Source organism: Rhodococcus sp. JG-3, from assembly GCF_000482405.1.
Lineage (GTDB): Bacteria > Actinomycetota > Actinomycetes > Mycobacteriales > Mycobacteriaceae > Rhodococcoides > Rhodococcoides fascians.
Genome location: NZ_KI519398.1, coordinates 1,148,460 through 1,169,355, shown reverse-complemented (window position 1 = coordinate 1,169,355; position 20,896 = coordinate 1,148,460). Strand labels below are relative to the sequence as shown.

20 protein-coding genes are annotated in these 20,896 nt (G+C 64.6%); 11 read left to right on the top strand and 9 right to left on the bottom strand.

The window, feature by feature from the left end; all coding sequences use genetic code 11:
- The 6 genes from K414_RS0107000 to K414_RS0106975 are packed head-to-tail and all read left to right on the top strand — an operon-like array spanning nt 1 to nt 5,788.
- Nucleotides 1-930, top strand: a complete 930-nt coding sequence (locus tag K414_RS0107000; protein WP_027495305.1) for an ABC transporter permease — start codon at nt 1-3, stop codon at nt 928-930.
- 4 nt (nt 931-934) lie between these two features.
- Complete coding sequence (locus K414_RS0106995; RefSeq protein WP_027495304.1) at nt 935-1,921, top strand: ABC transporter permease; 987 nt, start codon at nt 935-937, stop codon at nt 1,919-1,921.
- Nucleotides 1,918-2,943: an ABC transporter ATP-binding protein gene (locus K414_RS0106990; protein WP_027495303.1), complete on the top strand. Its 1,026-nt coding sequence runs from the start codon at nt 1,918-1,920 to the stop codon at nt 2,941-2,943. The genes K414_RS0106995 and K414_RS0106990 overlap by 4 nt, the downstream gene beginning before the upstream one ends.
- The gene (locus tag K414_RS0106985) at nt 2,936-3,931 is read left to right on the top strand and encodes an oligopeptide/dipeptide ABC transporter ATP-binding protein (RefSeq protein ID WP_027495302.1); all 996 of its coding nucleotides are present in this window, start codon (nt 2,936-2,938) and stop codon (nt 3,929-3,931) included. The genes K414_RS0106990 and K414_RS0106985 overlap by 8 nt, the downstream gene beginning before the upstream one ends.
- A complete protein-coding gene (locus K414_RS0106980; protein ID WP_081701549.1) occupies nt 3,928-4,668 on the top strand; it encodes a sulfite exporter TauE/SafE family protein in 741 nt (246 codons plus the stop codon). Before K414_RS0106985 ends, K414_RS0106980 begins: the two co-directional genes overlap by 4 nt.
- Before the next feature lie 46 nt (nt 4,669-4,714).
- Nucleotides 4,715-5,788 carry an SDR family oxidoreductase gene (locus tag K414_RS0106975; protein ID WP_027495300.1) on the top strand — a complete coding sequence of 358 codons (1,074 nt, stop codon included), beginning with the start codon at nt 4,715-4,717 and terminating at the stop codon, nt 5,786-5,788.
- A gap of 37 nt (nt 5,789-5,825) precedes the next feature.
- On the opposite strand, the gene K414_RS0106970 is transcribed toward K414_RS0106975, so the two are convergent.
- The 3 genes from K414_RS0106970 to K414_RS0106960 all read right to left on the bottom strand — a co-directional run bounded on the left by K414_RS0106970 (nt 5,826) and on the right by K414_RS0106960 (nt 9,415).
- Complete coding sequence (locus K414_RS0106970) at nt 5,826-7,226, bottom strand: FGGY family carbohydrate kinase (RefSeq protein WP_027495299.1); 1,401 nt, start codon at nt 7,224-7,226, stop codon at nt 5,826-5,828.
- A 40-nt stretch (nt 7,227-7,266) separates the two neighbouring features.
- Nucleotides 7,267-8,964, bottom strand: a complete 1,698-nt coding sequence (locus K414_RS0106965) for a SulP family inorganic anion transporter (protein ID WP_027495298.1) — start codon at nt 8,962-8,964, stop codon at nt 7,267-7,269.
- Nucleotides 8,965-9,070: 106 nt separating this feature from the next.
- Entirely contained in the window at nt 9,071-9,415 is a 345-nt protein-coding gene (locus K414_RS0106960) for a metalloregulator ArsR/SmtB family transcription factor (protein WP_027495297.1), read from the bottom strand.
- A 115-nt stretch (nt 9,416-9,530) separates the two neighbouring features.
- Here K414_RS0106960 and K414_RS0106955 point away from each other — a divergent pair, with 115 nt between their 5' ends.
- The 4 genes from K414_RS0106955 to K414_RS0106940 all read left to right on the top strand — a co-directional run bounded on the left by K414_RS0106955 (nt 9,531) and on the right by K414_RS0106940 (nt 13,473).
- Nucleotides 9,531-10,178 (top strand): TetR family transcriptional regulator, encoded by a 648-nt coding sequence (locus tag K414_RS0106955; RefSeq protein ID WP_027495296.1) that lies wholly within the window; start codon nt 9,531-9,533, stop codon nt 10,176-10,178.
- 148 nt (nt 10,179-10,326) lie between these two features.
- The gene (locus K414_RS0106950; RefSeq protein WP_027495295.1) at nt 10,327-11,484 is read left to right on the top strand and encodes an acyl-CoA dehydrogenase; all 1,158 of its coding nucleotides are present in this window, start codon (nt 10,327-10,329) and stop codon (nt 11,482-11,484) included.
- A 5-nt stretch (nt 11,485-11,489) separates the two neighbouring features.
- Entirely contained in the window at nt 11,490-12,338 is an 849-nt protein-coding gene (locus tag K414_RS0106945) for a 3-hydroxybutyryl-CoA dehydrogenase (protein WP_027495294.1), read from the top strand.
- Between the two features lie 211 nt (nt 12,339-12,549).
- The gene (locus tag K414_RS0106940; protein ID WP_080730209.1) at nt 12,550-13,473 is read left to right on the top strand and encodes a glucose 1-dehydrogenase; all 924 of its coding nucleotides are present in this window, start codon (nt 12,550-12,552) and stop codon (nt 13,471-13,473) included.
- Between the two features lie 78 nt (nt 13,474-13,551).
- Here the strand turns inward: K414_RS0106940 and K414_RS0106935 are convergent, their stop codons facing one another.
- From K414_RS0106935 to K414_RS0106915, 5 genes are all read right to left on the bottom strand, one after another.
- A complete protein-coding gene (locus K414_RS0106935) occupies nt 13,552-14,310 on the bottom strand; it encodes an SDR family oxidoreductase (RefSeq protein WP_027495292.1) in 759 nt (252 codons plus the stop codon).
- Between the two features lie 68 nt (nt 14,311-14,378).
- Complete coding sequence (locus tag K414_RS0106930; RefSeq protein ID WP_027495291.1) at nt 14,379-15,116, bottom strand: 1-acyl-sn-glycerol-3-phosphate acyltransferase; 738 nt, start codon at nt 15,114-15,116, stop codon at nt 14,379-14,381.
- Between the two features lie 15 nt (nt 15,117-15,131).
- Entirely contained in the window at nt 15,132-15,887 is a 756-nt protein-coding gene (locus tag K414_RS0106925) for an ABC transporter permease (protein WP_037218963.1), read from the bottom strand.
- Nucleotides 15,884-16,867, bottom strand: a complete 984-nt coding sequence (locus K414_RS0106920; protein ID WP_027495289.1) for an ATP-binding cassette domain-containing protein — start codon at nt 16,865-16,867, stop codon at nt 15,884-15,886. The genes K414_RS0106925 and K414_RS0106920 overlap by 4 nt, the downstream gene beginning before the upstream one ends.
- Before the next feature lie 96 nt (nt 16,868-16,963).
- Complete coding sequence (locus K414_RS0106915) at nt 16,964-17,929, bottom strand: lysophospholipid acyltransferase family protein (RefSeq protein ID WP_052053635.1); 966 nt, start codon at nt 17,927-17,929, stop codon at nt 16,964-16,966.
- A gap of 116 nt (nt 17,930-18,045) precedes the next feature.
- On the opposite strand from K414_RS0106915, the gene K414_RS0106910 reads away from it, so the two are divergent.
- Nucleotides 18,046-19,449, top strand: a complete 1,404-nt coding sequence (locus K414_RS0106910; protein ID WP_027495287.1) for a GntP family permease — start codon at nt 18,046-18,048, stop codon at nt 19,447-19,449.
- On the opposite strand, the gene K414_RS0106905 is transcribed toward K414_RS0106910, so the two are convergent.
- The gene (locus tag K414_RS0106905; RefSeq protein ID WP_027495286.1) at nt 19,446-20,417 is read right to left on the bottom strand and encodes an SMI1/KNR4 family protein; all 972 of its coding nucleotides are present in this window, start codon (nt 20,415-20,417) and stop codon (nt 19,446-19,448) included. The two genes, K414_RS0106910 and K414_RS0106905, sit on opposite strands and share 4 nt — an antisense overlap.
- Between the last annotated feature and the right edge of the window lie 479 nt (nt 20,418-20,896).

The window sequence follows — 20,896 nt, the reverse complement described above, 5'->3', positions numbered from 1 at the left end:
ATGTTCAGATTTCTGCGCCGACGGATCTACACCAGCCTGATCCCGCTGTTCGTCGTTCTGCTGGGCGTCTTCTTCCTCGCCCGGCTCACCGGCGACCCCACCAGCTTGTACCTCCCCGAGTCCGCGACCCAGGCGCAGCGCGAAGCGTTCCGCGCCACCAACGGCTTCGATCAGCCGGTGCTGACTCAGTTGCTTGACTACTTCAAGGGTGTCGTACAACTCGACTTCGGGCAGTCACTGCGCACCGGCGAGGACGCGTCGGCAATGGCCCTGCGCGCCTTCCCCGCAACGCTGCAGCTGGCGTTCGCAACGATGTTCCTCGCCATCCTCGGTGCGGTGATCATCGGCTGCTGGGCCGCATACCGGCCGAACTCGCTCGCCGATCGCATCTCGAGCCTGCTGTCGATGACGGCCGCATCAATCCCCGACTTCTGGTTCGCCATCATGGGCGTCTACGTCTTCGCCATCCTGTTCGGGTGGCTGCCCACCTCCGGCGTGGACAGCGGAATGCTCTCCTGGGTGTTGCCGATCGCCACGCTGCTCATTCGCCCGCTCGGAGTGCTGACGCAGGTGGTCCGCGGCGCGATGGTCTCGGCACTGTCGGCACCGTACGTGCGGCTGGCGAGAAGCAAAGGTGCCGGCGATCTTCGGGTCGTCACCCACCACGCTCTGCGCAACGCCGCGGCACCGGCGTTGACCGTCGCAGGCGACCTGATGGTCGGGCTCGTCAACGGCGCGGTGGTCGTCGAAGCCATCTTCGGCTGGCCCGGCATCGGAAAACTGATGATCGACGCCATCCTCCAACGCGACTTCGCCGTTCTGCAGGCAGCCGTGCTGTTGACGGCGGTGAGCATCTTCGTGCTCAACATCGTCATCGATGCCTGCTATGCACTGCTCGACGCCCGGGTTCGCGACAAGGTGAAGGTCTAAGAACATGTCACTCGACTTCGAAGCACCGAAAACATCCGAGCCCGAGGATGTTCCATCGTCAGCCCCGGTGGAAGCCCGTAAGGCGTCGGCCCCGCTGTGGAAGCTACTCCTGCGAGACAGGGTCGCCACCGTGGCCGCCGCAATTCTGGTACTGGTCTTTCTCACCGCAATCATCGGCCCGATGTTGGTCGGGGACGCCGCAACCGACCAAGATCTCGATCGCTCGAACCTGCCACCGTTCACCCTCGAGACCGGTTGGATGAACATCCTCGGCACCGATCCATTGGGACGCAGCATGCTGGCCCGATTGATCGTGGCCAGCAGAACCACACTGTCGGTAGCCATTCCGGCCGTGATCCTCTCGGCGATCATCGGCTCGTTCATCGGAATGTGGGCCGGCTTCCATCGCGGTTGGCGCGAGACCGCGGCGATGCGCGTCGCCGACGTCATCCTCAGCTTCCCGTCCCTGCTGATGGCCGTCGTCGTGCTCTACGTCTTCTCACCGAGCGCCGCCAATATCGTTCTGGTGCTGACCATCACGCGAATCCCGATCTACCTGCGTACCGCCCGCGCCGAGTCCGCAGAGCTGCAGAGTCGGTTGTTCGTGGACGCCGCACGCACGTTCGGCGCGAAGAGCGGATCGGTGATCAGGCGCCATGTGGCCCCGATTCTGCTGCCGACCCTGCTGACCGTCGCCACCCTCGACTTCTGCTTCGTCATTCTCGCCGAATCGTCATTAAGCTTCCTGGGCATCGGCATTCAGCCGCCCGACGTCTCGTGGGGCCTGATGGTCTCGCAGGGCCGTACCTACCTGCAGACCGCCTGGTGGCTCTCCTTCTTCCCCGGCCTCGCGATCGTGTTGACGACCGTCTCGGCCACCGTTCTCGCCGCCTGGGCCCGCATCGCCACCGATCCCGCGCAGCGGTGGCGACTCAATGTCCCCCGCTCCAAGCGGTCTCGCCTGATCCCCGCACGAAAGGTCGTCTCATGAGCGCACCGGCAACCAGCGCACCGTCGGCGCGACCCGACACCGGTAGTGTCGCCCTGGACGTACGCGGACTGACCGTCGACCTGCGGACGCCGTCAGGCGTCATTCGCGCCGTCGACAACGTCACCTTCACCGCCCGCCGCGGTGAAACCCTGGCTCTGCTCGGCGAATCCGGCTGCGGTAAGTCCATGACGGCACAGGCCATCGTCGGGTTGCTCGAGCCGATCGCGGACATCACCGGTGGCTCGGTCGAAATGGGTGAGGTGGACCTGGTCACCGCCAAGACCAAGGTGCGACGCACCATCGCGGCGACCGAACTGGCCATCGTCTTCCAGGATGCGCTGACGGCACTCAATCCCGTCTACACCGTGGGAACGCAGCTGGCCGAACCGTTTCGGATCCACCGCGGGATGTCGGCCAAACAGGCGCGAGTCGAAGCGATCGCGCTGATGGCCCGAGTGGGTATCCCCGAGCCCGAATCACGCGCCGACTCGTACCCGCACCAGTTCTCCGGCGGCATGCGGCAACGCCTACTGATCGCGATGGCCGTGGCCCTGAGTCCGTCGGTACTGCTGGCCGACGAACCGACCACCGCCCTCGATGTGACCGTGCAGGCGCAGATCATGGCACTGCTCAAGGAATTGCGCACCGAGCACGACATGGCCGTCGTCCTGATCACCCACGACCTCGCTCTGGTGGCCGAAGAGGCCGATCGAGTGGCAATCATGTACGCGGGCAACGTCGTCGAAACCGGGTTGGTGTCGGAGGTGTTCGGATCGCCGCGCCACCCCTACACCAAGGGTCTGCTCGACTCGGTACCCGTGCACGCCGTCCGCGGCGAGGATCTCAAATCCATCGGCGGCACCCCGCCGGATCTGCACTCGATCCCCGACGGATGCGTCTACCAGGCACGTTGCCCTCTCGCCCGTGAGATCTGTATCAGTAGCCGCCCGCCGCTCGAATCCGTCGGCAACGGCCGCCTGTCGGCCTGCCACTTCCCGAACGAGGTATCGCGCAATGTCTGAGCAACTGTTGACCGTTCGTGGCCTGAACAAGACCTTCGACGTCGGCCGCGGGAAGCTACGCGCTCTGGACTCCATCGACCTCGACCTGCGGCGGGGCGAAACCCTCGGCCTGGTCGGCGAATCCGGCTGCGGCAAGTCCACTCTCGCGCGGACGTTGATGATGCTCGAACGCCCGGACTCGGGCACCGTCGCCTTCGACGGCACGGATCCGTTCGCGCTCCGCGGCAAGGAACTCCTCGCCTGGCGCCGCCGCGTACAGATGGTGTTCCAGGATCCGTACGGTTCACTGAACTCACGCATGACGGCCGGGGACATCATCGGTGAACCCTGGCGAACCCACAAGAGCCTGTACAAGACTCGACGTGACCGCTCCGCGCGGGTGCGCGAGCTGCTGCATCTGGTGGGCTTGCGACCGAGCGACGAGAACCGGTTCCCGCAGGAGTTCTCCGGCGGGCAACGCCAACGCCTCGGCATCGCGCGGGCCCTGGCACTGAACCCCGACGTGATCATCTGCGACGAGCCCGTCTCGGCCCTCGATCTCTCGGTGCAGGCGCAGGTACTCAACCTGCTCAACGACCTGCAGAAGCAACTCGGCATCTCCTACGTCTTCATCTCGCACGATCTCTCGGTGGTCCGGCACGTCGCCGACCGAGTCGCGGTGATGTATCTCGGCCGCATCGTCGAATCCGGAGCCACCGAGGCAGTGTTCGATCGGCCCGCGCACCCCTACACCGCAGCGTTGATGTCGGCTGCACCCACACTCGACGCGTCGAGCCGCGGGGACAAGATTCTGCTGAAAGGCGAGGTGCCGTCGCCACTTAATCCGCCGTCGGGATGCCGTTTCCGTACTCGCTGCTGGAAGGCGACCGACCTGTGCGCGAGCGACGCACCACCCGTCGCACACGACGCCGACGAGGCCGATCATGTTGCCGAATGCCATTATCCGCTCGTGGCAGGGAATCTCGGTCTCGTCGCCGCCGGAACATGACACTCACGCACCTGAGTGTCACCGGCTTCGTCGTCGTCGCCCTCGCGATCTTCTTCGCATCCGCGATGCAGGCGTCGATCGGCTTCGGCATGGGCATGCTGGCCGCCCCCATCGTGGCCATCGTCGACCCCGGACTCGTACCGGGAACGCTGATCATGCTCGCGGTCGTGGTCAGCGTGCTCGTACTGGTACGCGACCGGACGGCTCTCGATCTCTCGGGAGCCGGATGGGCACTCGCCGGACGACTCCCCGGCTCGGTGGTGGGTGCGCTGCTACTGGTCCTGTTGCCCGAACGCGGGCTGGCGATACTGTTGGCACTCGTGGTCCTGGGCGGCGTCGCGCTGACGTCGTTCGGCTGGGTTCCGTTGCCGCACAAACGCAATCTCGTCGTCGCCGGGGCCGCGTCGGGAGTTCTGGGAACCGCCACCTCCATCGGTGGGCCACCGATGGCTCTGGTATGGCAAGGCAACTCCGGAGCCGAACTCCGCAGCACGATGAGTTGCTTCTTCCTCGTCGGCTCGATCATCTCCATCGCGGTGTTGACGGTGGCCGGAGCGGTGAACAGCCACACCGCCACGCTGTTCGCTTTCCTGGCCCCGGCGACAGTTCTGGGGTTCCTGCTCTCTCGGGTGATCAACCGAGTTCTCGATCGGCGACGCCTACGTATCACGGCAATCGCCGTCTCGGCCGTGGGCGCGATCGTGCTGGTGGTCCAGCAAGTACTGGCCCTGACGTGAGTGAAGCGTCACGTGTTGCATCGGCTCCAGTGGGTAACCGGATCCGATGACCACGAACACCACGCGCGCGTTGATCGTCGGTGCCACCGGCATTTCCGGGCAGGCGCTGTGCCGCGCAGCACTCGATGCAGGCTGGACCACCTACGGACTGAGTCGGAGCGGCAGTACCCCCGTCGACGGCGTCGTGCCGGTCGCGGCGGATCTGCTCGACCCGCAGTCCCTCGACGAAGCGCTGAAGGACGTCCGCCCCGAGGTCGTGTTCTTCACCGCGTGGATGAAGAAGGACTCCGAGCAGGAGAACATCGAGGTCAACTCGGCGACCCTACGCAATGTGCTCGATGTTCTCGGCCCCCTCGATTCGGTGAAGCACGTCGCGCTGATGACCGGACTCAAGCACTACCTCGGCCCGTTCGATGCATACGGTGAGGCCGTGATGGCCGAGACGCCGTTCCACGAAACCGAGGACCGCCTCGACACGCCGAACTTCTACTACGCGCAGGAAGACGAACTGTTCGCCGGCGCAGACAAATACGGGTTCGGATGGAGCGTGCACCGCGCACACACCGTCTCCGGTTTTGCCGTGGGCAACGCGATGAACATGATGCTGACGCTGTCCGTCTACGCGTCGATCTGCAAGGAACTGGGCGAGAAGTTCGTCTTCCCCGGCTCCGAAACCCAGTGGAACGGCTTGACCGACCTCACCGACGCCGACCTGCTCGCCGAGCAGATGATTTGGGCGGCAACCGACGACAACGCGCGCAACGAGGCGTTCAACATCGCCAACGGTGACGTCTTTCGCTGGCGGTGGCTGTGGCCGCAGTTCGCCGAGCACTTCGGTGTCGAACCCGAAGGCTTCGACACCGAACCGCGTCCCCTCGAACCCCGCATGTCCGACGCGGCCGCCGCGTGGAAGCGCATCGCCGAGAAGCACGATCTGGTGGAGAGCGACGTCTCACGGCTGGCGTCGTGGTGGCACACCGACGGTGACCTCGGCCGCGACATGGAATGCCTGACGGACATGAACAAGTCCAAGAAGGCCGGCTTCTTGGGCTTCCGATCCACGCCCGATGCCATCGCCTCGGTGATTCAGCGTTACCGAGATGCACGTCTGATTCCCTGAGCGGCTGCGCCGCATGTGCGTGGAAACTCGACCCCTGCTACGAGTTTCCACTCACATGCGCGTAGCGCTCTCGCACCGCCGGCGTGGGGTCTGCCTCGTATGTCTTCGAGGTGGCCTGCGCCCAGGTCGGCGGTTCACTGGTCCCGGCCAAAGTCCATGCTGCCTGGCGCGCTGCCCCGTCGGCGACGTATTCACCGGGCTCGGGTACGGCCACCGGCACCCCGAGAATTGCCGGGGCCAAGGCTCGGAGCGCCGCGGACTTGGCACCGCCGCCGATGAGCAGTACTCGCTGCACGTCCACTCCCTGTGCACGCAGGTAGTCGATACCGTCGGCCAGTCCGCACAGCAGTCCTTCGACGGCAGCGCGAGCCAGGTGGCCCGGAGTCGAATTGTTCAGTCGTAGTCCATGAATCGCACCGGACGCATCGGGGAGATTGGGCGTCCGCTCGCCCTCGAAGTACGGCACCATCACCACACCGTCGCTCGTCGTCGACAGAGCCAACCGCGACAACTCGTCGTGATCGACGCCCAGCATTCGCGCCGTCGCATCGAGGACACGCGCCGCGTTGAGCGTGCACACCAACGGCAGCTGACGCCCGGTGGCGTCGGCGAATCCGGCGACCAGGCCCGAACCGTCGGCCGCGGCTGCGGTGGTCACCGCCGAGACGACGCCGGACGTGCCTATCGAGACCACCACATCACCGGGCTGTGCGTCGAGGGCAAGCGCCGCCGCGGCATTGTCTCCGGTACCCGGGCCGATCAGCGCCCCGGCGGCAGTGTGGCCTATCGCCTCATTCGGCGCAGCCACGCGGGGCAGCAGTGGGTTGCGGCCACGAAAGCCCAACTGCAACAGATCCGTTCGATACTCGTTCGTGGCCGCCGAGAAGTATCCGGTGCCGCTCGCATCGCCGCGATCGGTGGCCAAGGCGTCGAGCCCCGACGCGCCACCGAGCTGCCAGCCGATCCAATCGTGCGGAAGGCACACCGCCGCAGTGCGATCGGCGTTGTCGGGCTCGTTGTCGGCGAGCCACCGCAGCTTGGCGACGGTGATCGAGGCCAACGGAACCACGCCGACCGCGTCGGCCCAGGCCTGACCGCCGTCGCCACCGGTCTTCTCGCCGAGCTCCGCGATCAGATCCTCTGCCGCCTGGGCCGATCGAGTGTCGTTCCACAGCAATGCTTTACGGACCACGGATCCGTTGTCGTCGAGGCAGACCATGCCGTGTTGTTGCGCGCCGACCGACACCGCAGCGACATCGTCCAGCCCGCCGGCGGCGTCGACGGCCTCGTCGAGTGCTTCCTTCCACCGCTGCGGGTCGATCTCGGTGCCGTCGGGATGACCGGCACGGCCGTGACGCACCAACTCCCCGGTGTCGGCATCGCGAACGAAAACCTTGCACGATTGGGTGGAAGAGTCGATTCCGGCAACGAGAGCCACGATGAGCTGGTCCTTTCGTACGCAAGTGTGACCTACGACCCTACCCGCGGGGCGTGGTCGCCTCGGTCACCAGCGTGCGTGCACAGGCGATGGCCTGCGGGGTGGTGTCGAAGACGTGTCGAGCGTCGTCGTCCTTGGTGGTGAACACCCCCAGGGCTGCGAGGGGACGCAGGTGCTCCGGCTTGGCACCGGAGATCAGGACGGTGATGTGTCGGTGTTCGAGTTCGGTGATGGTGTCCTTGAGAACGATGGCGCCGGTGGCGTCGATCGTGGTGACTCGGGACATACGGAGGATCACCACCTTCACGTCCGAGACGTCGGCGAGTTCGAGCAGGAAGCTGTGCGCGGCACCGAAAAACAGCGCACCGTCGATGCGGTACGCGACGATGTGTCCCCGCAGCAGGTCTCCTTCTTCCTTCGAGACCGCATCGAGTGTGTTCAACGGGACCTGCTCGACCGTGGCCGATCGCGCAACGGCCCGGAGAGCCAGGACGGCAGCGAACCCGACGCCGACCGCCACCGCCGTCACGAGATCGAAGACCACCGTGACGAGGAAGGTCGCCGCCATCACCACGGTGTCCCCGCGGCCGGCGCGGGTGATCGCCCGGATGGACGCGGTCTCGACCATCCGCACCGTGGTTGCGAGCAGCACTCCAGCCAGGGCTGCAAGCGGGATATCGGCGACCAACCCGGCCGCGGAGTGCATGATGGCGGCGAGGATCACCGCGTGGGTAAGGGCCGCGAGCCTGGTGCGGGCACCGGATCGAACGTTGACCGCAGTCCGGGCGATGGCACCTGTGGCGGGGATGCCCCCGAACAGGGGTGCGGCGATGTTCGCAAGGCCCTGTCCGAACAACTCCCGGTCGGGGTTGTGGCGAGCGCCGACGCCCATCGAGTCCGCGGCCGTGGCGGACAACAGCGATTCCAGGGCAGCCAGAGCGGCGACGGCACACGCCGGGGCCAGCAACGCCGTCACGTCACCCAGGTGGAAAAAGCCCAGGCTCGGGGCGGACAACGACGACGGAATGGTGCCGATGCGGGCGATGTCCAGATCGAACAGCTGGGTGGCCCCGGTAGCGGCAGCAACCGCGACCAGTGAGAACGGGATCTTCGGTGCCAGGCGGCCGCCGACGAGCATGACGATCGCGACGGTGATCGCCACAGCGGGGGTGAGGATGCTTGCATGCGCGACGAACGAACGGACAGCATCGAACGCGGACTGCCAGACCTTGTCACCTTCCGCGTCCGTGATACCCAGCGCCGACGGAACCTGTTGCAGTGCAATGACAACGGCGATGCCCGCGGTGAATCCCTCGATGACGGGCGCGGGCATGTACCGCACGGCTCGGCCGATACCTCCTACCGCGAGCACCAACAGAATGATCCCGGCCAGCAGCCCGACCGCGAGGACTCCCGTCGGCCCGTATTCGGCAACGATCGGGACCAGCACCACCGTCATCGCACCGGTCGGACCCGATACCTGAAACCGTGAGCCACCGAATACCGCGGCCACGACTCCCGCGATGATGGCGGTGGTCAGTCCCGCCGCTGCACCCAGCCCGGTGCTGACTCCGAATCCGAGCGCGAGGGGCAGCGCCACCAGCGCCACGATGAGGCCGGCGAGAAGATCCGAACCGGGTGCGCGCAGCGCGGGCTTCCACTCGCTCCATCTGGGTAGAAGGGCGGAAACCGCCCTCAGGGCGTCGTTCGTGCGGGTGCGTTTCGTCGGTTCGGACATGCGACGCTTCCTGAAAGTTCATCGTTCTTGATCCAGTTGATTGCTAAGTTTAGCAAGTAATGAATCAGATGCGGCGAGATGCTGCACACCTCCCTCGAACATCGGCTCAGGTGCGCGATCCGGACTCGCCGTCCAGCAGTTCCACCTGGTTGGCCACCACTCCGGTCAATATCTCCCGGGCCACCACGAGGAGGTCCGCCACTTTCGGCGACGTCAGCGTGTACGACACCGACAATCCCTCCCGAGTGCCCTCGATGAGACCCGCGCGACGCAGAATCGACAGCTGCTGCGACAGATTCGCCGGCTCGATGCCCACCTCGGGCAGCATCTCGGACACTGCGTGTTCGCGTTCGCTCAACAGTTCCAGCACTCGAATGCGCGCGGGATGAGCCAACGTCTTGAAGAAGTCGGCCTTCATTCTGTACAGCGGTCGACTCGAATCCGTGGCCATGACGTCCTTCCGCTTCGCCGAGCACTGCGCAGCAGGCTACTTGCGAACACTAGCAATCAGCCACCGAGAAGGACGACCTCAGTGCCCCTGCCGAAACTCCGCTACCTTCACTGGCATGCGCGGCGAACCCGAGGAATCCACCGACTTCAGGCTGACCGTGGCCACCGCGGCCCTGGATCTGTTCTCGGTCAAGGGCTACGACTCGACGACGGTCGACGACATCGCGGTGGCGGCCGGAATCTCGCGTCGAACGTTCTTCCGGCAGTTCCGCGCCAAGGAAGACGTCGTCTTCGCCGATCACGAGATCCTGCTCGAGCAGGTCGGCGCTCTGCTCGCGTCCAACACCGGCGACCCATGGCAGGCCGTCTGCGATGCCGCCCAGTTGGTGTACGAGCGATTCTCGGACTGGAAAGAGATGTCGCGGCTGCGATATCAGGTGGTGCATCGAATTCCCGCCCTGCGCGATCGCGAGATCGTCACCGTGTTCCGCTACGACCGTCTCTTCGTCGAATACCTGCAGCGGGCGCTTCCCGACCACCCTCATCTGGAGATCCTGCAGTTCTCCGCCTCGGTGACCGCGACCCACAACTACTTTCTACGACGGATGATTCGCGACGGCCTGCCGACGTCCGTCACCGACTTGCGCGCAGCGTTGGCGCAGGTCCGCGCCCAGTCCTCGGGAGACGTCGTGGTCGCGACATTCCCGCGGGGCACGTCCGTGAACACCGTCGCCGACGCGTTGGCCCGCCACCTCCCCGAGTGACACCCACCCGAGATGGCACTCAGTGCCGTCTCGGCGAGCCCCACCCTTGAATCGAGGCCGGTCCGGTCGTACACTGGGATGAAGCTTGGCACTGAGTGCCCTTTCTGGGCAGTGCTGTACCCCCGACATCGCGAGGAGCGTGGCCGACATGGCCGGAAATCCCGACTTCGATCTCTACCAGTCACCCGAGGAGCACGAGGAGCTGCGCGCAGCGATCCGGGCCCTGTCGGAGAAGGAGATCGCCCCGTACGCCAAGGAGGTCGACGAGGACTCGCGCTTCCCGCAGGAGGCGCTCGATGCCCTCAACGCCTCCGGCTTCAACGCCGTGCACGTTCCCGAGGAGTACGACGGTCAGGGTGCCGACTCGGTTGCCGCCTGCATCGTCATCGAAGAGGTCGCCCGCGTCTGCGGCTCGTCCTCACTGATTCCCGCCGTCAACAAGCTCGGCACGATGGGCCTCATCCTCAAGGGCTCCGAGGAGCTCAAGAAGCAGGTCCTGCCCTCGCTCGCAGGCGGCGCGATGGCGTCGTACGCACTGTCCGAGCGTGAGGCCGGCTCCGACGCCGCCAGCATGCGCACCCGCGCGAAGGCCGACGGAGACGACTGGATCCTCAACGGCTCCAAGTGCTGGATCACCAACGGCGGCAAGTCCGACTGGTACACCGTCATGGCCGTCACCGATCCCGACAAGGGCGCCAACGGCATCAGCTCGTTCATCGTGCACAAGGACGACGAAGGATTCGTCGTCGGCCCCAAGGAGAAGAAGCTCGGCATCAAGGGTTCGCCCACCGCCGAGCTGTACTTCGAGAACTGCAAGATCCCCGGAGACCGCATCATCGGTGAGCCCGGCACCGGATTCAAGACCGCACTCGAAACCCTCGACCACACCCGGCCCACCATCGGCGCACAGGCCGTCGGCCTCGCTCAGGGCGCTCTCGACGCAGCCATCGCATACACCAAGGACCGCAAGCAGTTCGGCACGTCGATCTCGAGCTTCCAGGCCGTGCAGTTCATGCTCGCCGACATGGCAATGAAGGTCGAAGCTGCCCGCCTGATGGTCTACAGCTCCGCGGCACGCGCCGAGCGCGGCGAGAAGAACCTCGGATTCATCTCTGCCGCAGCGAAGTGCTTCGCCTCCGATGTCGCGATGGAGGTCACCACCGACGCCGTCCAGCTCTTCGGCGGTGCCGGCTACACCACCGACTTCCCCGTCGAGCGCATGATGCGCGACGCCAAGATCACGCAGATCTACGAGGGCACCAACCAGATTCAGCGTGTCGTCATGTCGCGGGCGCTGCTCAAATGAGCAACATCGAACTCGTAGGCGTCATCGGCGGCGGCACCATGGGTGCCGGTATCGCCGAAATGTGCGCCCGCTCCGGTAGCTCGGTGCTGATCCTGGAAACCAGCCAGGGCACCGCCGACGCCGCCGAAGCACGCCTGGACAAATCGTTCGCACGGGCCGTCAAGTCCGGCCGCATCGACGCCGACGCGGCCGAGAAAGCCCGCGCCGCAATCTCGTTGACGCTCGACATCAACGATTTCGCCGATCGCGACCTCGTGATCGAGGCGGCACCGGAGATCGAATCACTGAAGCTGGATCTGTTCGGCAAGCTCGATTCCATCGTCAAACCCGAAGGAATCCTGGCGACGAACACCTCGTCGATCCCCGTCATCAAGATGGCCAACGCGACGAAGCGACCCGACCAGGTCGTCGGAGTGCACTTCTTCAACCCGGTGCCGGTACTGCCGTTGGTCGAAATCGTCGTCAGCCTCCTCACCAGCGAAGAAACCGTCGACGCCGTCACCGATTACGCGGCGAACACACTGGGCAAGAAGACGATTCGTGCGGGCGACCGTGCGGGATTCATCGTCAACGCATTGCTCATCCCCTACATGGTCTCGGCCATCCGCATGCTCGAATCCGGCTTCGCCAGCGCCGAGGACATCGACGACGGCATGGTCAACGGTTGCGCCCACCCCATGGGACCGTTGCGTCTGACCGACACCGTCGGCCTCGACGTCACCCTCGCGGTCGCAGAATCGCTGTACGCCGAATTCCGCGAGCCGCATTACGCTCCGCCCCCACTGCTGCAGCGCATGGTGGACGCGGGAATGCTGGGTCGCAAGAGCGGCAAGGGTTTCTACACGTACTCCTAGCCCACAGCCTTGCTTGTCCGGCACGCCCCCCTTCCGGATCAATGCGGCATTCAGCTACTCCAAGTAGCTGAATGCCGCATTCATCCGTTGGTGGGGATGGTGTGGAACTTGGGGGATGGCGTGAGCCAGGGAGAGACCCGACTCAGTTTGTTTGCGGGCGACTCTGGGCATTCGGCGTGGAGACGGAATCGAGCAGCAGGTTCCCCACGCAATGAATACCAGGTTCGGAGACGACCCCATCGTGAGTGATCAGTACACCTTCACCAATCCCGTCACGCAGTACCGCCAGGACGGATTCCCTGAGCAGCACCAGGATCCGCCCGGTCTCGCTGCCGATCTACAACCCCTGGCCGACCACGGCGAGCAGACGTACCGCGGGTCCGGACGGCTGACCGGCCGTAAGGCCCTGATCACCGGTGCCGACTCCGGCATCGGGCGTGCGGCCGCCATCGCCATCGCCCGCGAGGGTGCCGACGTAGTCCTGAACTATCTGCCGTCGGAGGAGAAGGACGCTCAGGACGTCGCCCAGCTCGTTCGCGACGCCGGTCGCACCGCCGTCCTGGCACCGGCAGACCTCACCGATGAGAAAGCTGCCCGCGCCCTCGTGCACACCGCCGTCGACGAGCTCGGCGGCCTGGACCTGTTGGTCAACGTGGCAGGCAAGCAACAGTTCGTCGAGGATCTGGCGGATCTCACGTCGGAGCAGTTCGACCAGACCTTCAAAACCAATGTGTACGCACTGTTCTGGATCATTCAGGAAGCAGTGCCGCACATGCCTGCCGGCTCGACGATCGTGAACACCAGCTCCATCCAGGCGTACACACCTTCGCCCGGACTGGTGGATTACGCGACGACGAAGATGGCCATCAACACCATCAGCAAGGCTCTCGCCCAGCAGTTGGCACCCAAGGGAATTCGCGTCAATGTCGTTGCGCCGGGACCGTTCTGGACACCGCTGCAGGCAGCCGGCGGGCAGCCGACCTCGGCACTGCCGGAATTCGGCAAGGAAACCCCGCTCGGACGCGCCGGGCAGCCTGCCGAGATCGCCGGTGCGTACGTCTATCTGTCGTCGGCCGAATCGGGATACGTCACCGGAGACACCCTCAACGTCAACGGCGGAATGCCAACGCCGTAGTCGCTGTGCGCTCTGCGTGAATGGACCATTCACACCCGTCCGGGCTCGTGAATGGTCCATTCACGCGTTCGGGAGACGTCAGTCCTTCGGGCCACCGGCTGCGTAGACGACCTGACCCGAGATGAAGCCGGCACCCTCACTGACGAAGAACGACGCCAGGTGGGCGATGTCGTCGGGATGTCCGACGCGGTTGACCGGAATCTGCGACGCCGCAGCAGCTTTGAAGTCGTCGAACGACATTCCGACTCGCTCGGCGGTGGCTGCCGTCATCTCGGTTTCGATGAATCCGGGGGCGATGGCGTTGGCGGTGACGCCGAACTTGCCGAGCTCGATGGCGAGAGTCTTGGTGAATCCCTGCATGCCGGCCTTGGCCGCGGAGTAGTTTGCCTGGCCGCGATTGCCCAGGGCCGAGGTGCTCGACAGGTTGACGATGCGGCCCCACTTGGCGTCGATCATGTGCTTCTGCACTGCACGCGTCATCAGGAACGAGCCGCGCAGGTGCACGCCGAGCACGGAATCCCAGTCCTGCACCGTCATCTTGAACAGCAGGTTGTCGCGGGTGATGCCAGCGTTGTTGATCAGTACGGTCGGTGCACCGAACTCGCTCGCGATGCGGTCGACTGCAGTCTGCACCGACTCCTCGTCGGCCACGTTTGCGCCGATGGCCACGGCCTGCCCACCTGCGGACTCGATCGCGCCGACGGTGTCGCTGCACGCGGCCTCGTCGAGGTCCACCACCGCGACGCCGAAACCGTCCTTGGCAAGCCGCTTCGCGACTGCAGCGCCGATCCCACGCGCACTACCGGTGACGATGGCCGTCTTGATCTGATCACTCACGAATATCTCCTGACACAACGCCGAATCGAATTACCTGTCATCTGTTTCTACCAACCCCGGCGGCGCAGTCAGTACGCAGCCACCGCTCCGTCGAGTGCTTTCTGCATTCCCTCTGCCACCACCCGGGTGATGTCGATCGGTTTCTGGGGCAGATCAGTGATGGGAGTATCGAAGTAGACGCTCGCCTGCTTCACTTTTGCCGAGCCGGGGCCGTAACTCAGTCCGATGCAGATCAACGTCGGTTCGACGCCGAGTTTGCGGGCCCGCATCGCGATGTGGCCGATTCCGCTGCCGACGTGTTGCACCGTCGTCGGGTCCTCGAGGTTGCAGGTGCCTTCCGGGAACACCGCGAGGTCGTCGCCGCGCTTCATTCTTTCGGCACTGATGTCCATCATGCGGTTGCCTGCCGCACTGACTGCCCGCATCCCGTGATTCTTGCCGCGAAAGACGGGAATGCCACCCATCATGTCGATTCGCTTGCGCTGCTTGGGGTCCTGGAACAATTCGTCCTTCGCGAGCACTCTTGTGCGCCCGATCACCGGACGCAGCGGCGACGCCCAGGCCGCCGCTGCGAGGGTGTACGGATCACTCTCGGTGAGGTGATTGACCGCGATGAGCAGACGCGTGTTGTCGTACACCAGACGCCGCAGCTCCTCCCGGGCACCGTCGGAATACGACACCCGCGGGCGGAAGCGCCGGGCGAGGGCGGCATACGCCAGCCTCGCAACCTGACGATTCTGCTGATGACGCAGATAGAAGTCGTACACCGTCTCGTCGTTCTCGAGAATTACCGCAGGCCGATCCATGACGCGAGCTTAGCCTCACTCGCACGAGGAACCCATAGCCCGGATACCGACGATCAACCCGACCGCCGCAGTGGCCGCGGCTGCGACGACACCTGCCATCACCGTCGAACTCGCGAAGTCTCCGGCGAACAGTGCACGTTCGGCGTCGACGAGATATCCGAGCGGGTTGATGTTCACCAGGAACTGCATCCACCCCGGTGCGGCCGTCAGCGGCAACATCGTGCCCGAGAGGATGAGCAGCGGGAACATCAACGTCTGCTGGATGGACCAGAACACCCAATCCTGTCCGCGCACAGCCAAAGCCAACGCGTAGGACAGCGCGCCGAGCCCGACGCCGAACACCCCGAGCAGCACGATTCCCACAGCGGCACCGATCGGATTCACGGACAACCCCAGCGGCAATGCCACCAGAACGATCAACACGGCCTGCGCAGCGAGCGGCACCATTTCCTTGAACGCCCGCCCGACGAGCAGCGCCGATCGCGGCAACGGGGTCACCAACATTCGCTCGTGAGAACCCTGCTGCAATTCGGCCAGCAGATTCGAGCCCGTCATGGAAGTGCCGAAGATGGTGATCATCGCGAGAACACCCGGCACGAACCAGTCCCAGACACTTCCGTCGCCGAGACCGGGGACATCGGTGAGCAGTGGGCCGAACAGAGCGAGCAGGATCAGCGGTTGGACGAGACTGAAGATGACGGTGAACGGATCGCGCACCATCGGCCGCAATTCCCGACCCATCACCAGAGTGCTTCCGGAGAGAACGTTCATCGGAGTTCTCCTGCCACGCTCGAGTTGTCGAGCGCTGCGGCACTTTCTCGAAGACTACGGCCGGTCAGTCCGAGGAACACGTCGTCGAGAGTCGGTCGGGTCATGTCCGCAGTATGTACGTGAATACCGTGTAACTCGCTCCGCCGCAACACTTCCGGAAGAACGACTTCGGCGCGTCCGACACGCAGGTTCAGCCGCGAACCCGATCTCGTGACGTCTCTGATGCCGTCGATGCCGTCGAGAAGCGGAAGAAGCGCCGACGCGTCGGACACGGTGAGAACGATCAGATCGCCTGCCAGTTCCGATTTCAGCGACGCGGCGGTGTCGTCGGCGATGACGGTTCCGTGGTCGACGACGATGACCCGCTCGGCCATCGAATCGGCCTCGTCGAGGTAGTGGGTGGTCAGAACGATGGTCGTGCCCATCTCGCGTCGCAGCCGGAGGATGTGATCCCACAGGTTGGCCCGACTCTGCGGGTCCATTCCGGTGGTCGGCTCGTCGAGGAACAGCAGCGCCGGTCGGTGCACCAGCCCCAAGGCGATATCGAGTCGGCGACGCTGTCCGCCGGAGAGCGTCGAGACGGTGCGCGAGCGCAGTTCGCCGAGCTCGAGTGCGTCGATCAATTCGTCTGCGCGAGTTCGTGATCGCTGACGAGTCATGCCGTAGCACAGGCCCTGCACGACGAGTTCGTCTCGCACGCGCTGGTTGTGTCCCGCGCCGTTTCCCTGCCCCACGTAGCCGAGACTGCGCCGGACACTGTCCCGGTCCCTGCCCACGTCGAACCCCGCGATCCTGGCCGAACCCGACGTCGGTGCCAGCAGTGTGGTCAGCATTCGCAGCGTGGTCGACTTGCCCGCACCGTTGGGGCCGAGGAGAGCGACCAGTTCTCCCTCACCGATCGTCAGATCGATGCCGCGCACCGCCTCCACGGTCTTCTTGCCCTGCCGAAAAGTCTTGGTCAATCCCGATGTTTCGATCATCTCGTGCGCCCCTCGTCGTATCGGTGAATCCGTACGAGAGGAGACGCTAGAAACGATCGCGGTCAGCTACGGTCCGCGATGCCCGGCGCGAGCGAACTAGCCGAACACCGGGAACTTGCGCTTGCTGGCGAGCTCGTCCATGCCGGCCTGAATACTGGCCCGGACCTCGTCGTATTTCGCGTCGACGTAGGCCTCGTCGTCACAGCGCGACGGATCGTGGTCCAGCTCGACCGGAGGCATGAACCGGGTTCGGATCTTGGCGGGCAACGGAATCTGCGGCAGCGCGGCAGGCGCGATGATCCACGGCAGCGAGATGGCGATGGGAAAGACCTTCAGGCGCGCAAACCTGTCCAGTCCGAGCACTTTTGCGAGCTTGTCGCCTCGAATGAGCACCGGCATGGCGTCGGCCCCGCCCACGGTCGCCACCGGCACGATGGGCACACCCATCCGGATCGCAAGCTTGACGAAACCGGTACGACCACCCAGTGTCGCCTCGTCACGCTTGCTCCACGGCCGCAGCGAATCGACCTCACCACCGGGCCACACGATCACGTCTCGGCCCTCGGCCAACGCGGTCGACATCGAGTCCGGAGCCGCCGGTAACACACCCATGGATCGAAAGACCTTGCCGATCAATGGAAATGCCATCAGCGCGTCGTGCGCAGTGCCGTGCAGGATTCGCTTGTCGCCGAAATGCCGCCACCACTGCGCACCCACCGTCCACGCGTCCCACACGAACGGCGCACCCGAATGCACTCCGACGACGAGAACCGGCGACTCGGGAATCGTCTCCCACCCATCGATCTCCATCCGGAAGTAGCGATCCATGACCCCGTTCCAGAGCTTCTGCTGACGGTCCATCGCCACGGTGTTCTGATCGTCGAGATCCCAATCTCCTGCGCGGTCGGCGACCACGGACCCGAGGCCACCCGACGCCTTCGCGCGTCGCTCCTTCATCTTCAGCCGGGCCGCTGCGGCATAGCGCTGCGCTTGCTCGCGTAGAGCGTCCTTCGAAGGCTTGTCGGAGCTGTCCCCACCCACTACGTGATCCCCATCACTCATACCCGCACGGTACTCCACCACGAACTCCAGGTCCGACGACCGTGCTCGGTATCCCCGCGCGGACATCGAGCTGTCCGTTATGGTCGAATCTCCAGCCGAGCGAACGAGGTACACAGATGGATCCGATCGAACCGGCGTACGGGACGACTCCCCTACTCCTGATCGCCGCAGCAGCCGTCGCAGTTCTGCTGTTCCTGATCATGAAGGTGAAACTGCACGCCTTCGTCTCGCTGGTTCTGGTCAGCGCCGTCACCGCCGTCGCAGCGGGGATCCCACTGGCAGACGTACCGTCGGCATTGCTCTCGGGCTTCAGTTCCACCCTCGGTTCTGTCGCTCTACTCGTCGCCCTGGGTGTGATGGTCGGCAGACTGCTCGAAATCACCGGTGGCGCTCAAGTATTGGCCGATACCCTGATCAACCGATTCGGAGCCAAGCGCGCACCGCTCGCCCTCGGTGTCGCCGCGCTGATCTTCGGCTTCCCCATCTTCTTCGACGCCGGACTCGTCGTCTTCCTACCGATCATCTTCACAGTCGCCAAGCGCTTCGGCGGGTCGGTGCTGCTGTACGCACTGCCGACCGCAGGCGCGTTCGCCGCGATGCACGCCATCGTTCCCCCGCACCCCGGTCCCGTCGCCGCCACGGAACTCCTCGGCGGAGATATCGGTTCGGTGCTTCTCGTCGGCGTCCCCGTCGCAGTCGTCTCCTGGTTCGTCGGCTCCTACCTGGTCGGTACCCAGCTCGGCAAACGATTCGTCACCGCGCCTGCCGACCTCTTCGCCGACGGCGCAGCCAACTCCGAAGAACACGACAAAGAGATGGCCGGCCTCCGCGACCCGGCACCGAAGTTCGGTGCGGTGCTGTTCATTCTGTTGACACCGCTCGTACTGATCTCGCTCAACACCGTGGTCAACACTCTGACCACTTCGGGTGTGCTGACCGGAGACGAGACCTGGGCAGCGGCCCTGACTCTCATCGGTCAGACGCCCATCGCGCTGCTCATCACCTTGCTGTTGGCCCTGTTCATCCTCGCGCCCGGACGATTCCCCGTCGCCGACGGTGCCAAGTACATGGACCAGGCCCTCGGTCCGATCTGCTCGATCATCCTGATCACCGGTGCCGGCGGCATGTTCGGCGGAGTACTTCGGGCCAGTGGAATCGGCCAGTCTCTGACCGCCTCGTTGTCCGATCTCGGACTGCCGATCCTGTTGCAGGCCTTCCTGATCGCCACCGCGCTACGCGTCGCGCAGGGTTCGGCCACCGTCGCCTTGACCACCACCGCCGGGCTGATCTCGGTCCAGGTCGCCGAGCTCGATCTGAGCAATTTCAAGATCGCGCTGTTGGTGTTCGCACTGGCTGCCGGAGCCACCGTGCTCTCCCACGTCAACGACTCCGGCTTCTGGCTCGTCAGCCGCTTCTTCGGCATGGACGAGAAGACCACCCTCAAGACCTGGACGGTCATGGAAACGACACTGGGACTTGCCATTTTCGCCGTCGCATCACTGCTGTGGGTGGTGTTCTAGCGGGGTTCTCCTTGGTCGCCCTCGAGCACGCATCCCCCGGACGGAAGCTCCAGAACGAGGACGTCGTGTCCCTCTCCGGTGACAACTGCGGTGAAGACTGTCTCCGCTCCATTGATCGACACCCACCAATTCATGTTTGCTCCGCGCACACGCGGCACCTGCCGATACACCGCTCGTGCGTGCTCCACCACGGAGTAAGGGTGCAGCCTCCGAGCGGTCTCGATGACGGTACGACGGACATGGTCGAGATCGATCAGGTCGTCGTCCGACAATTGCGACGGACGAAAGTCGATGAGTGCGAAAGGTATTCGGATGACCGGGAGCGTCGCCGCATGTGCCATCGATCCGTCGGAAAACTCGGGGTCACGCCACTCGAGCACACCGTCCACAAACGTGGGTACTACGTCGTCGTATATCGGAGATCCGGACTCGACGCTGCGGTACAGAGCTGCGATGTACTCGGTCAGGGAGTCGAACCACGGCGCACCCTGGTCGGCGGAATCGTACGAAAAGTTGCGGATACATCCTCGACGCAAACCCGGACGAGTATCCACGTAGGTAGTTCCACCGGCGCCATCCTCGGCAAACGGGACATAAGCAGGGACGAACATCTCCGCCGTCTCACCTGCTTGCTGGGCGCGAACGAGATCAGGCCAGTCATCGCCCAGATCATCGATCGGATGTGGATTTTCGAGGCTGAACGTGTGCCGGGCCAGAACTTCGTCCAACGACAATAGATTCGAATCCGGCAACACCGAGCCAACCGGGACGTGGTCTGTACCCGAGGGAACGTGCTGCCCGTCGTGCAGCCCGTAGAACTCGCGCAACTCATCCGGCCACGGGGTCGTCGCACGTTCGGCGGCTTCACGCTCACCCAGGGCCCGCGGAGCCCGAATCGACGCAGCGGTGACCGGCGCGCGCTCCTGGAGGGCCGCCATGTATGCCGTCCACACTTCAGTGAGAGTCACGACGCCAACCTAGTCGCGGGTGAGAGCTCCCGCCGAAGAGACCGTCACTTGATTATGCTGCCGCTGTGAGCGATGCGAGGCAATCGTGAGTGACCGCATTCGGTTCGACGGAGCGCTCGAGCCGTTGACGTGGGGCAAGAACACGTACACGATCATTCGTGTACCGCCTCGATTGGTCGAGGCCGCGGAGCTGTGGCCGACTCGTCGAATCGACGGTTCGATCGACGGACTGAGTCTCAATCTCGGTCTCAACAAAGCAGATTCGACTGTGCTGTCCGGGTCGTTCGTCTACATCGGTGCAGGTCTCCAGCGTCGGTTGGGCGTCGCTGCCGGTGATCTGGTGTCGTGCGAATTCGAACCGGCCGACCCCGATCTCGTTCCGGTGCCAGAGGATCTGGCGTGTGCGATGGAAGACGCGAGCTGCACGACCATATGGGAGCGGAAGAGAGCGAGCGACCGGCGTCGGTTGTTGGTGCCGA

Bases quoted from the DNA above. Each gene is read 5' to 3' on its own strand.
- K414_RS0106940 (WP_080730209.1), top strand. From the start codon at position 12,550: ATGAATACCAGGTTCGGAGACGACCCCATCGTGAGTGATCAGTACACC.
- K414_RS0106985 (WP_027495302.1), top strand. From the start codon at position 2,936: ATGTCTGAGCAACTGTTGACCGTTCGTGGCCTGAACAAGACCTTCGAC.
- K414_RS0106955 (WP_027495296.1), top strand. From the start codon at position 9,531: ATGCGCGGCGAACCCGAGGAATCCACCGACTTCAGGCTGACCGTGGCC.
- K414_RS0106975 (WP_027495300.1), top strand. From the start codon at position 4,715: ATGACCACGAACACCACGCGCGCGTTGATCGTCGGTGCCACCGGCATT.
- K414_RS0106980 (WP_081701549.1), top strand. From the start codon at position 3,928: ATGACACTCACGCACCTGAGTGTCACCGGCTTCGTCGTCGTCGCCCTC.
- K414_RS0106995 (WP_027495304.1), top strand. From the start codon at position 935: ATGTCACTCGACTTCGAAGCACCGAAAACATCCGAGCCCGAGGATGTT.
- K414_RS0106930 (WP_027495291.1), bottom strand. From the start codon at position 15,116: ATGGATCGGCCTGCGGTAATTCTCGAGAACGACGAGACGGTGTACGAC.
- K414_RS0106990 (WP_027495303.1), top strand. From the start codon at position 1,918: ATGAGCGCACCGGCAACCAGCGCACCGTCGGCGCGACCCGACACCGGT.
- K414_RS0106920 (WP_027495289.1), bottom strand. From the start codon at position 16,867: ATGATCGAAACATCGGGATTGACCAAGACTTTTCGGCAGGGCAAGAAG.
- K414_RS0106910 (WP_027495287.1), top strand. From the start codon at position 18,046: ATGGATCCGATCGAACCGGCGTACGGGACGACTCCCCTACTCCTGATC.
- K414_RS0106915 (WP_052053635.1), bottom strand. From the start codon at position 17,929: ATGAGTGATGGGGATCACGTAGTGGGTGGGGACAGCTCCGACAAGCCT.
- K414_RS0106925 (WP_037218963.1), bottom strand. From the start codon at position 15,887: ATGAACGTTCTCTCCGGAAGCACTCTGGTGATGGGTCGGGAATTGCGG.
- K414_RS0106950 (WP_027495295.1), top strand. From the start codon at position 10,327: ATGGCCGGAAATCCCGACTTCGATCTCTACCAGTCACCCGAGGAGCAC.
- K414_RS0107000 (WP_027495305.1), top strand. From the start codon at position 1: ATGTTCAGATTTCTGCGCCGACGGATCTACACCAGCCTGATCCCGCTG.
- K414_RS0106965 (WP_027495298.1), bottom strand. From the start codon at position 8,964: ATGTCCGAACCGACGAAACGCACCCGCACGAACGACGCCCTGAGGGCG.
- K414_RS0106960 (WP_027495297.1), bottom strand. From the start codon at position 9,415: ATGGCCACGGATTCGAGTCGACCGCTGTACAGAATGAAGGCCGACTTC.